Source organism: Methylotenera sp. (genome assembly GCF_013141425.1).
Taxonomy (GTDB): Bacteria; Pseudomonadota; Gammaproteobacteria; order Burkholderiales; family Methylophilaceae; genus Methylotenera.
The window spans coordinates 1-13,604 of record NZ_JABFRA010000035.1 but is presented as its reverse complement, the minus strand read 5'-3'; the positions used below and the strand labels follow the sequence as shown (position 1 = coordinate 13,604).

At 46.5% G+C, this 13,604-nt stretch carries 5 protein-coding genes; all 5 read left to right on the top strand.

What is annotated here, in order from left to right:
- On the top strand, nt 1-2,558 hold a 2,558-nt coding region (locus HOO90_RS03125; RefSeq protein WP_292839370.1), incomplete at its 5' end, for a TonB-dependent receptor.
- A 427-nt stretch (nt 2,559-2,985) separates the two neighbouring features.
- Nucleotides 2,986-7,140 (top strand): TonB-dependent receptor, encoded by a 4,155-nt coding sequence (locus tag HOO90_RS03120; protein ID WP_292839368.1) that lies wholly within the window; start codon nt 2,986-2,988, stop codon nt 7,138-7,140.
- Nucleotides 7,140-10,520, top strand: coding sequence for an autotransporter outer membrane beta-barrel domain-containing protein (locus HOO90_RS03115; RefSeq protein WP_292839366.1), 3,381 nt, complete (start codon nt 7,140-7,142; stop codon nt 10,518-10,520). Before HOO90_RS03120 ends, HOO90_RS03115 begins: the two co-directional genes overlap by 1 nt.
- A gap of 141 nt (nt 10,521-10,661) precedes the next feature.
- Entirely contained in the window at nt 10,662-11,681 is a 1,020-nt protein-coding gene (locus tag HOO90_RS03110) for a hypothetical protein (protein ID WP_292839364.1), read from the top strand.
- A gap of 116 nt (nt 11,682-11,797) precedes the next feature.
- On the top strand, nt 11,798-13,604 hold a 1,807-nt coding region (locus tag HOO90_RS03105), incomplete at its 3' end, for a calcium-binding protein (RefSeq protein WP_292839362.1).

Sequence of the window (13,604 nt, the reverse complement as noted above, 5' to 3'; positions counted from 1 at the left end):
TTCAGTTTCAGCTAAGTGGGGCGTTTCAGGTGAATGATAACTTCAATATTACTGGGCAGGTGTATAACCGTAATAGCAAACGGCATAGTGTCGGGTCAGATGTTTATACAGAGTTTAGCGATGGAGATAATGTTTTCGCCCCAAAAAAAATCTCTTCTGGCGATCAACTAACCTGCCTATACGAAAGCACCACTAATGGCCAAAATCGAAATCTGTATGGCATACCTGATTATTACTTAGTAACGCTACCTGCAGTTGACAGCTCAGGAATAGCCAACGAATTCGTCTATGCCGATGCAGTTAGAGATTTACCAACCACATTACCGGATGATCCTCTCTATGCTGATTATGTCGCGTTGGTAAATGAATATAACAGCAATCCTCAGGTTAAATTTATAGTGGATGCCCAACTCAACGGCTCTTTTGACATGTCGCTTATTCAAAATTCGCTCAACCAAAAACTACCTGAGTATTATGGTAATTATGTTCAGGAACGTTTTAATTTTTTTAAGAACTACTATGTTTCTGCAGCCTCAGTCCCACAAGCAGAGCAAGACAGGATAAATAATTTTAGCCCAGACCCTATCCCGAATGGAGACGCAGAATATGGCTACCTAGGTTCGGGAATTTTGGGCCCAGGCCTAGGTGAACTGGGTCCACTAGCTACAACTTCTAGGGAATATTATTACACCCTAAACAAAGATGACGGCACTTACAGTAAGAGCCTGTTGTTGACAAAGCGTGCTCTAAATCTTGAGAAATGCATTGAAGCTCGTACACGCACCGATGCCAATGGCAATACAGTATATCAAACTCAGTCAGGGAGTAGCCCTGGCTACCTTGATTTCGAACCTGCTACCGTTGATAATCCAACTACAGGTGGATTTAAAGTTGTAGATGGGGCTTTTGATGCTTACGGTGCCGGCACAGTAATTGAGGGCGTACCAACGGCAGTAATTACCGAAAATGACATTGACCAACTGGTGAAAGGTGGTGCTGTACAACTTAACTGGAATTTAGAACACCATAAATTCATGGTTGGCATTTCAATTGATTCTGCCAGTGCCGACTACAACACTACGCAACGTTTAGGTTTTTTGGATGCCAAGCGCAATGCCTATTTTGACCCACAACAAGCCTTAGATGCCTACATTGCCGCCAACGAGGGCGGCGAGATACGCAATAACGATTTTGAAGGCACCTCACTTACCAAAAGCATTTACGCCAGTGAAACCTGGAGCCCAATAGAAACTGTGCATTTGACAGGCGCTTTGCGCTACAACCAAACCAAAGTAAAAAACACCTTGGCCGTGCGTGAAAGCGCGTCACTTTATGACACCCCTTTACATGCCTACCCAGCTTACCCTGATGATGTTGGTATCTGCCCCAATGGCAATTGCAATGGCGTACCAACTGGCTACCGCAAACCTGACCTTTCTCACCTATTGAACAAACCAAAAACTGAACAGTATTCCTATTATTCACTCAACCCTTCACTAGGCGCCACATGGCAAGCTACACCCAATTTAAATATCTTTGGTAATGTGGCGCAAGGCACCCGCACGCCAAGCGTGATTGAGCTGGGTTGTGCGTTGGGACGCAGAAAAAACCCAGATGGTACCGAGAGCGTGTATGGCCCCGGCCGCACTTGTTCGCTACCTAGCGCACTCTCAGGTGACCCTTATCTGCCGCAAATCAAGGCCACTACCTATGATATTGGCCTGCGCGGTACAGTGAATAAAGCCTTGGGGCTAGACAATGTCGAATGGAATCTTGGCGCTTATCGCACCGATTTGCGCGACGATATTTATTTAGTCAGTCTTGCACCGGGGCGAGACTTTTTTGACACGATCGGCGATACGCGCCGTCAAGGCATTGAGGCCGGCTTTGGCGGCACCCTTGGTAAGGCACGCTTTAAACTTAACTATGCGTTAACCGATGCCACCTTTGAAGAAACCTTTAAAATGGCCAGCGCCGACAACAGTAGCGGCGTGCAAGCTATCATTGGTGATGATGTCGGCTATCTCATCACAGTAAAAGATGGTAGTCGCATGCCTGGGGTATCACTCCATAACCTAAATGCCAACGTCAGCTATGACCTTACGCCTAAGTGGACAGTCGGACTCACCGCCGTAGCTCACTCTGAGAGCTTCTTACGTGGCAATGAGAATAATGAGCATAAAAAAGGTGTGGCGCGAGAGGTGCACTATTCAATAACTGACCCAGCAACGGGAATATCACAGAACTTTACCACCACACGCCAACCCACTAATAACCCGGGAAAAGTGCCAGGCTATGCCACCTTTAACTTCCAGACCAGTTATAAATTTAATAACGAGTGGACAGCCAGCATGTTAGTGACCAACTTGTTTGATAAAGAGTATTTTAGTGCTGGGCGTTTGGGGCGAAATCCGTTCTCCCCAGTGATACAAGGTCAACGTGATATTAGTGGCTACAACCACAACTCGAATGATTGGCTAAGCACTAACTTTATTGCACCAAGTGCGCCACGGGGTGTTTGGTTCAGCTTGAATTGGCAGTTTGACCCGAGAAAATAGCTGCACTCTCTCTAACTCTCTCCCAAAGGGCGAGAGGATTCAACCCTCCTCGCCCGCTTGCGGGAGAGGGTTGGGGAGAGGGAATTGGAATAACAAAAGAAAATTGGAATGACGAATACAAATGGCAGGGGCACCGTGAACTGTCTTTTAACTGAATTCAACCGCAACCCACTTAGTACTGACTAGGCGCTAACAAGTTGTGGTGAATTGGCCTACAGGCAGCCACGATGCCTGCTTATTTTGCTCAAATTGAACCATAAAATCTTCATCAAAAGCTACAAGTTCAGCCACCCCTAAAAGTCAGGAAATTTTCCTACTCTATGAGGGAACTTTTGGCATCGCCAACAATGATTTTTTGGTGCATATTGCTTGATGGTTTTGTGTGTCATTTTATTACGTTTTTTTCATCCATCCTTGAGGAAGTTTCATGAATACAGTTAAGCAACCGTCTCGCCCTTTCGCTGTATTGCATCATCAACCTCCATTTGCACTCAAGCCTTTGTCTTGGGTGCTTTTAACGTTATGTGCCAGCCATGCATTCGCAGCAGATAACCTCACTCTCCCTTCAGGGGAAAGAGCCGGGGCTGAGGGGGTAGCGGTAGTGAGCGAGCAACAAACCACTGAAGAATCCAACACCGCCCAAGCCAGCACCGCGCAAGCCGCAGCCAAGCTACCTTCAGCGGTAGATGGCTATACGATTAATAAAGCAACCTTACTCGCTGCAGAAGCCACTGACGCTAACCTGCAAGGCGTCAGTGATGCTGCCAAAGCCAATGTAAAACCTAAAACCTCAGATGGCGCGCCTATTGATATTAAACTGAATTCCGTTAAAGTCCGTGCCAAACGCTTTAAAGATATTGGCCCAATGCCAGGCTTAGCGCTAACTAAAGAACAAATCCCAGGCAATATTCAAAGCATTTCAGCGAAAGAAATTAAAGAGGCGCATTCGCTCAGCTTGTCTGATTTGCTCAATTCAAAACTGCAATCTGTCAATGTCAATGACTACCAAGGCAACCCATTTCAAATGGACGTAACCTATCGTGGCTTTACGGCATCGCCACAAATTGGCTCGCCGCAAGGGCTCTCAGTGTTTTTTGATGGCATACGCGTGAATGAACCGTTTGGCGATATTGTCAATTGGGACATGCTACCCATGAACGCACTGGGCGGCTTTGATTTATTCCCAGGCTCTAATCCTCTATTTGGGCTTAACACTCTGGGTGGCGCGCTGTCTATGAAGACCAAGAGTGGTTTTACTTCGCCTGGCTTTTCGGCAGAAATTCTTGGTGGCTCTTATGGGCGTAAACAGTTGCAAGCTTCAGGCGGCTGGAACAACGCCAACAAAGAACAAGATAGTTGGGATGGCGGCAACTATGCCGCGTTTGGTGCGGTGAATCTGTTTATGGAGGACGGCTGGCGTAAAAATTCACCCTCAAAAGTTAACCAAGCCTTTGGTAAATTAGAGTGGCAAGGTGAGCGCACCTCGCTTAGCTTCTCAACCTTAGGCGTTGTGAATAAGTTGGTGGGTAACGGCACGGTGCCACAAGAACTGTACCGTGAAGATGCCGCCGCAGTATTTACTTCACCCGATGAAACCAAAAATAAGTTGCTACAGTTTCAAATTGCGGGCGCATTTGATCTGAATGATAAGGTCAATATTACGGGTATGGCCTATCATCGCCAGAGTGACCGTTACTCGAGTACTGGTGACATTGTTAGCGCTGATACGTTTCAGGGAACAAGTAGAAAAAATACCCTATATAAAACTAGAAAAACTGATCCAGGTGAAACACCTACTTGTGCCTACACTGACCATGACAAGGATGGCGTACCTGATTATGTTTTGGTAGATGACGCCAACTGGCCTCGCTATCAATCTGGAGCAGGAGACGGGCTTTCAGGTGCATATTACGGTTTTGATGACTTAAGTCTTGTAACGGGGAGGGCATATAACGGCACGCTACCGCCTGCGATGCAGACAGCGTTAAAAGAGGCATTTGGCATATCGCCTGTCATGTCGTATTTAGTAAACCCTAATGGAGGTTCAAGTGTACCAAGTTTAAATAGTTATAGTATTGACAATATACATTTCCTTGATCCCCAACAAGGGGGCATAACCTATGATGACCCTATTACTGGCCATACAATGCATATTCTTGCTAAAACTCCACCTAACTTTGCATCATGCTCAGCATTAGGCACTGGTGGGCTTGGCCAAGGCGGTTTATTACTATCAAGAGATGGCCAAATACCTCGCGATGGATTTAATGATGGATCTTCTGGGTTCACAGGCACGGGCGTTGTGGAAGGTACACCCACTGCAATTATCACTAAATCGGACATTCAGCAAACATCACTTGGTGGCGGACTGCAAGTTAACTTTAACTTAGACCAGCATAAAGTAATGTTAGGTGCATCGATCGATCAAGCTAAAGCAAGTTATAAAGGCACACAACGCCTTGCGCTACTTGATGATAATCGTAACGTGTATAGCGACCCCAACCAATTGGGAGATGAGTTTTATGCGGCACAACATGACATTCCGATTAACGATTTTTCTGGCACTACGACCACCAAAAGCCTATATGCCAGTGAAACCTGGTCACCTATACAAACCCTAAATCTATCGTTTTCTGGGCGCTACAATCTTACCGATGTGCGCAATACCCTTGCACCAACCGCGAGAAACATAGATCTTGTTTACCCAACACTTACCAATCAATTTCTTGCTTTATGGCAAGCGGGGATCACTTGCCCTGGCGATAATTTATCAAATTGCCCGTTTGATTTAAGTAAACCTATCCCCGCTAATTACTTAACGGATATTAAGCGATTTGCTACACTCGACGTAGCCGCTACCGAAAAATTCACCTATCGCTCATTTAATCCCGCCATCGGCGCTACTTGGCAGGCCAAGCCCAACCTAAATCTTTATACCAATTGGAGTCAAGGTACACGCGCTCCATCGGTAGTGGAGTTGGGTTGTGCATATGATGCCACTTTGGTAGACGATCCTCGTCACCACGGCAGTTTAGTACCCCGTAGTATTGCAGAAGGTCGTGGCTGCTCTTTGCCTAGCGCCCTATCTGGCGACCCCTACTTGCCGCAAGTCAAAGCACAAACTGTGGAAGTGGGTGCCCGTGGCAAATTTAGCGAATTCTTAGAATGGAACGTCAGTGCTTACCGTACCGACCTGCGTGATGATATTTATATGACTTCACTCACCCCCGAGCTAAATTTCTTCCAAAGTATCGGTGATACGCGCCGTCAAGGTATTGAGTTTGGCTTGGCAGGTGAGTATGGCAAATCTGACTTTAGAATTAACTACTCTCTGACGGAAGCCACTTTTCAATCCAGTTTTAAAATGCTTAGCCCCAATAACAGTAGCAGAAACTATGTAATAAATACACCAACTTATCAAATGATCACCGTAAGCCCAGGCAACGTGATGCCTGGGGTGCCATTTAACAACATTAACTTTAACTGGGGTTATAAAGTAAGTCCTAAGTTTAAAGTCAATACCAGTATTGTCGGGCATAGTGATTCATTTTTACGTGGTAACGAGAATAATGCACATACGCCTGGCCCAGGTCCCATTGTTGGCGTAGAAGTCCCAAGTTTAGGTATTGTCCCTAGGAAACTACCCGATAACTTTTATGCTGGCAAAGCCCCAGGCTATGCCGTACTTAATATGAATGCGCGTTATGACTTTGGTGGTGGCTGGGCATTTAGTGCACTGATGAACAACGTGCTGGATAAGAAATATTACACTGCTGGACGGCTTGGCATTAACCCATTTGCGCCTTCTACTTTTGGTGCCATTGGCCCGGGTGGCTTTAACTATAACTCAGGTGAATGGATCCCTTCGCAATTCATCTCACCGGGTGCACCACGTGGCGTGTGGCTCTCAGTAAGCTACGATTTTGATGCGGCAAAAAAAGCTGTACCACCAGCAGCCGCTACAAGCTTTATAGAACCCGATAGAACCTTAGATGCTGCCAGCAACATGCCAACTTCGGCAGAGCTGGCGCTCGTTAAGCAGCTGGATAAAATCAAGGCGTTGCCTGTATTGCAACAAGTAAAAGCGGCAACAATCAGCGCAAAACAAGAAGTCACTGCGGCCGTTGAGCAATGGCATCAGGCTCAGTTAGACAAAAATGCCGAAACCTACCTTAGCCTTTATGCAGATAGTTTTACCCCCGCTGGGCAGAGCCATAACCACTGGGCTGAATTGCAAAAAATGCAGTTTGTGACGGCTGACGTGAAGTCTGTGCAAATCAGTAAAGTGGTGGTGGCCGCCGAAGATACCACAATGGTGGCAGTTTTTACGCAAACGCTTAAGCACAGCGACAAGCAGGAGCATGTGCGTAAAATTCTCACCTTCCAGCAAAAACATGGCCAATGGCAAATTGTAAGTGAACATGATATGCCAGTTAGTAACCAAACGCTTGCTAATCCAAGCAAACGGCAGAGCGGCTTTTTAACCGACCCACCGCCCAAGCGCAACAAAGTAAAGGCGAGCAAAATTAATACTGCGCTTAACTTAAGCAACACACTCAATTCAGTTGTGGAGGCAAAATAATGAACACGCTATTCACACCTAAAACTAACCGCTTACACGCCAATGTATTACTGGCCTTGGCTTTACTGGCTAGCATCGTCAACGCTCAGGCAGCTTGTACCGATAACGGCGACACCACGTTTACCTGCACAGGCACTTCGGACAATACGGATACCACGCTCACAGGCACCGTGATACTGGACAGCAGTGGCGGTAGCGCCACCCTTAACAACAACACGACCGATATCAATGTCACCCAATCCACATTAAGCAATACCTCCACCACTGTCGGCCCATTGAGCAACATCACAGTGACTGGCACCAACCCAGTCACCATCAACAACAACGCGGATAGCCTTATTTCGCTTGATACACTGTACGATATTGACGGGCTACCTGTCCGCGCCTTTGACCCTGCATTGTGGGGTTTCGATGCGTTGACGAATACACTAACCAACAACGGTGTAGAAGTTGGCATTGCCGCTAACATTAGTGCCATTAATAGCACGTCATCACTGACTATCAATACGTTTGGTCAAGTGTATAACTCTGCAGGCGAGTTTTCATATGGGGTTTACACCAACGCCGCCTCGCTAGATTTAACTGTGCAGGATGGTGCTTCTTTTCCTAGCGTTGCAAGTTTTGGTAACGGCCTCACCACGATTAATCTGCTACCAAATGCGACCATTGGTGGCGATATTTTGGCAGTCGACCGTAATCCACTTCTCACCGGGGCACTGGCGGCAGATCCAAGTTTGGCGATTACTTACACGGCAAGCGATGTAGGCGTAAGAAATAGCCAGATTAACAATGCGGGCACTATAGGCGGCAACATCATTTTAGGTACGGGCGCCCACGAAATTATCAACACAGGATTTATTACTGGCATTACGGTAGACCAAAGTGACACGGACCCACTTCTAGCTGCAGGAGCACGTACCTTTACACTCACTAATACCAGCGGCTCTGTTTCCAGCATTAACCTCAATGATGTGGCAGGGGCAGTCAATACAATTAACTACACATACACAAGTGGAGGGGGCACACCCACCATTTCGGCCAATGGTTTAGGCACCAATATTATGAATATGGACTGTCAGGCCGCCTGCGGCCTGGGGAGCATTAGCGGCCTCAGCAGTTTAAATATAATTGGCAATAGCACTAACTTGGGCTTACTCAGTGTAGTGGGGGATGTCACCCTGAATACAAGCGGTGTGGCATTGAGTGGGGACGTCACCGCAGCCAATCTCAATACTGGCACAGGGACATTAACTGTAGGTCTTAATAGTTATAGTAATAGCAATCTTATCTCCATCAGTGGCAATCTTAGCGCCGCAGGTAATATTAATTTGGGGAAAACCACTTTATCCGTAGGCGGCGATACCCTTTGGTCCGGCAGCCAGATCAGCACACTGATTGGCAAATACGACCTCAATCAAGTTGTCTATGGCAAACTGGATACATTAGGGACGGCAACGTTTAGCAACAGCGTGACCATAGTCCCGTCAGTAGAGACCAACACTCAGGTGTTTGATGGGCAAAAATTTGTCATCGCAACACATGTAAATGCATTAAGCCCTGCCACTGTACAGCAAACCGACACCTCAGGTTGGATTACCTGGTCGGTAAGCGAAACTAATGGCGAATTAATACTGGTAGCCGATTTGAGTGTCCCAGCTTTAATCAGACCTCTGCTGACCACGGCAGCATATAACGCTCTGGATGCAGCATTTTCACCCATGGGCAACGGTTTGCAAGGCGCTTTGCAAGCCGAGCTATTAGCCTTGCATGGCCAAGACTTAGTCAGTGCTGCTGAGCGATTACGCCCCGAAACCAACGACGGTGCACTACGTTTAGTCTTAAGCAATACAGACCGGGTATTTGGCATGCTGGATAACCGTTTGCTGAATAGTTATTTAGCTAAAGCTAAAAACGATGCAAAAGACACAAGCGCGATCACTGACAATACCCTGACTAATGGTAAAGGTATTTGGGTGCAAGGGTTTGGCGATAGAGGCTCGCAGGAAGGTTTCGATCAAGCCGATGGTTATAGCGTGTCTGCCGCAGGAATCGCCATGGGTGCAGACCGTGAATTGGATGTGTATAACGGCAATGCCAGCCTTGGGCTTGCCTTTAGCTACGCAAGAGGCAACATTACCAACAGTAGCAACACCACCAATAACCGTATTGATACCAACAGTTATTTAGCTACTGTTTATGGTAGCCGGAATTGGGAGGATTTTTACTTAAATGCCGCTGTGGGTGTAGGTCGCAATACCTATGATACTCACCGACATTTAACCACGCACACGGCCACAGGACAGCATGATAGCTGGCAATTCTCAAGCCGATTAGCTGCAGGTTGGCCGCTGATGTATAACGACAATGTTACCTTTGTGCCGATGGCAGGCTTAGATTACAGCCACATTAAAGAAAGTGGCTATAGTGAGAATGGTAAAGAGTTATTACCCGTATATGACCCTATTACACTAACTCCGATACTCAATAGCTACGCAGAACAAAGTTCACCTATCAACTTGGCTATAGAAAGTCGCAGTTTCGACTCTATTCGTTCTGGCTTAGGTGGAAAAGCCATCTATTCTTGGCAGCAGTTGGACTGGGGCGCAGAACTGGAATTGCACGGTCTGTATCGCCATGAATTTGGTAACCTCGCGCAAGACAGTGTTGCACGTTTTGCCGCTGGAGGTAAAAGCTTTACCAGCCCGGGCTTAAACCCCGTGCGCGATGACTTTATGTTAGGCGGCAGTTTGCGCTTAACAGGGGAAGATGAAAATGACCAAATCACCTTTCTAACCAGTTACGACGCGACTATTCGTGAAAAATACTTTGGCCAAACCATGAGCCTGAACTTGCGCTATGACTTTGACCAAGCACCAAACTACAGAAAAGAGGCGAAAGCCAAACTGGCAACAGTGGCCACAAAAACGAATGCAGAGCAAAAAGTAAACGCGACCGAGCAAGATATTGCCGAAATACAAAAAGCCATGCAGGCGGAATTAGTGGTGAGCGCGACCAACCCAGTGGATGCTGAAAAGCAAAAAGCCATTGATAGCACTCTAAAAACCTGGGCAACGGCGCTAAGCAATAAGAACTTAGAATCTTACTTTAACAGCTATGCCGCCGACTTTGAAACGCCCGATGGCAGCACGCGCCAACAGTGGGAGCGTAAACGCAAGTTTGAATTAAGCAATGAAGATAATCCTGCTATTAAGATTTCGCACCTAACCATAGAACCCAATGGTGACCAAGCATTGGCAATATTTACGCAAAGCGTGGGTGCGGATGCGAAACAAATCTCTGTCAGAAAAATTGTAGATTTAGCAAATAGAAATGGCCGCTGGCTGATAGTGCGGGAAGACAGCATGGCGAAAACGCAATAAAGACTCACAGGGGCATTTGCGACCGCCCCAATAAGAATTTAACCGCAACCTAGTTAGTACTTACGAGGGACTAAAGGATTGTGGTGAATTGGTGAAGCAGGCAGCCACAAATGCCTGCTTATTCTATAACAGGAGTGAGAATTGAGAAACTTAACAATTAAATTTGCCGTTATCGGCGCTTTAGGCTTGGCTACTGCTCAAGTATTAGCTGCCCCAGCTGGGTTCGTTAATTTACCTTTGACAGGCTTTACTGTTGCGCCAATTACAACTGGTATCGCACAACAGCCTGGTGGAACATCTGCTTTTATTTTACTTAATACCAGCGGTAACTTTGGTTCTAGCGCTACCATCAATCCAGCGACTGGTAACGCTTATACTTTTGGTGCGATTCTTCCTGCACCAGCAAATGATTTAGCTTCACCCGCTACGGGCTTTACACTTGTCACGAGTGCGGTACGTCAAGTTACCGTGAATAACACCTATACCGGTAATGTTGCAAAAAATATTGGTACTGTGTTAGATGCTGTGTGGCGTAATGCAGCAAAAACAGAATGCATTTATGGTACAAAAGTGACACTAAATAGCACCGATTATAATGTATTGCCTGGCAATGACTACTTTGAAGTAAATAGCATTGTACGTGGCGGCTTTGGTACCAGACCAGTTGCAGTAGCGTATGCGACGACATCTGCTACTGGTGAAGTGACATTCCGCGCAGGACGCACATACACCTCAGTACAACACCGCGGTAGCCTTTTATACAACTCTGCAACAGGTAAGGGTTATGTACCCAGACCACTTACGACGCCAGCATTCACTGGTGCGATTAACGGCCTAGATACGCTACCAAATCCTGCTACAGATAACCCAACTGCGGCACAGCAATCTGCTTCAATCAATACTAACTGGGTCGAGTTGACCACTGATGTTAATTGGTTGGATGCTGACACAATGACACCTGCAGCATCTTCACATATGAACTATATTCATTCGACTTGTAGTTCAGCCGCACCTGTAGCTGTGGCAAATGCAATCCGCTTGCGTCAAACTTACCAAGAAGCTAGTGCTGCTGGAAACCCAAATCGATTTACCAGTGTTAGCGTAACAGGTTTTGTACCACCTGGTGGCACAGCAACACCTGCACCAGCAGTTCCATATTAATGAGTCGCACTTAGCTAGGGCAAGCATAAGTCTTCTTTAGCTAAGGTGATATTACACAAGCACATTTAATAAACAAATATGTTTTAAATATAACTAACTTAATTCGGAGCAATAAAATGGCAAAAAAAATATTTAATGCAACAGAGACGGACTACACTGGCACCACAAGCGCGGATGATATTACTGGAAATGATTTGGATAATATAATTGACGGTAGCGCAGGCAACGATATTATTGATGGTTTAGGCGGCAACGACACCCTCATTGGTGGCCTTGGAAACGATGTACTCTTAGGTGGTGATGGTGATGACTCGATTTCAACTGGCGATGGCGTTACTGATATTGGTAATAACTTGATTGATGGTGGAACTGGAAATGATTTCATCGCGACTGGTTCAGGAAATGATCTCATTTTAGGCGGACTAGGCGATGATGTTATTCTTGCTGGTGACGGTACTAATGTCGTACTAGGTGGTGACGGCGATGACTATATTTTCTCTGGTTTAGGCAATGATCTCATTTTAGGTGGTGTAGGCAATGATTTTATTGGCGCTGGCGAAGGTGATGACATCCTTGATGGTGGTGATGGTCAAGACTATATTGAAGGTGGTGGAAGTTCAGCAGGCGATGAAACCGTTGTGGGTGATTTATACCTCGTTGGCAGTGATGATAGTCTAGTTGGTGCAGATGGTAATGACACTTTCAGAATTGGTGCTGAGTTTGTAAATTTAACCACAATTGTGGGCGGCGTTTCAGAATTCGACAATGCAGGTGATGAAGCACTTTATACTGAATTAGAAGCAGATGAAGACACAGGAGCACTTACTGCGTTAGATTCAGTAACTGGAGAACGTGTTGACATAATTTCTCTCGCTCAAGCGCAACTCATTGAAACCGACGTTCGCCTAAACTTAGTCACCCGCCCAGGCTCAGCAGCATTGAGCTCATTTGCCACCACCATCGGTGGTTACAATGCGGTGGACACATTAGAATTCACTCAATCAGGTGACTTCTCTGAATCCTTAGCTTTCACAGGCATTGAGCGCATTGAAGTGGCTAGCGGTAAAAACATCGTCTTGTCTGGTGAACAAATCACCAACAACGGTGAATCGCTAGACTTAGGTTTCTTAAACCCAGGCGTGCAATTCTTCGGTGTTGCCGGCGGCCCAAAAGAATCTGTGACAGTGTTGGTTGATTACGCAGATGTTGTGTTTTCGAATCCTAATATTGTGACTGGTCAAGGCCTGTTATTTGATGAATTCGGCAATCCAATCTACGTGGTAGACGTGGATGGCAACCCAGTTTTGGATGAGTTCGGTGCGCCAATTCAAGAGATTGGTGACCTTACCTATGAAGCTACCTACACTGGCGGCGACTTCCAATTAGACGACTACACCGTAGCCGATTTATTCCACAACATCGATGCCATCTACGATGCGCAAACCAACAGCACAGTCGATAGCTATGTACGCATTGATGGTTCCAACAACAGCGAAACCGTCTACGGCAGCGAAGGTGTGGATAATGCCACCATGCGTTTAGGCAATGACGTGTACTACGGTAACGGTGGTAATGACTTGTTAATTGGTCACGGTGGTGCCGATAAACTCTACGGCGGTACAGGCGATGACGTTTTTGTTGTTGGTGGCTTCGGTAGCGGTACACAAGGTACAACCTCTAAAGTGGACGACGGTAAAGCTGAATGGGTTTCAGGTGACTTAATCGTCGGTGGTGCAGGTGTGGATACCTTACGTATCACCACTGGTATTGGTGCCAACACCGCAGCGAAAGGTACCATTACCTTGACTAACAGCAACTTCCAAAGCATGGAAGTGGTGCAAGTGGGCGGTACTGCTGGTCGCATCAACACCGAAGACGGCGCATTGCAACTGATCAACGACCACTACTACCACCGTGCAGGCA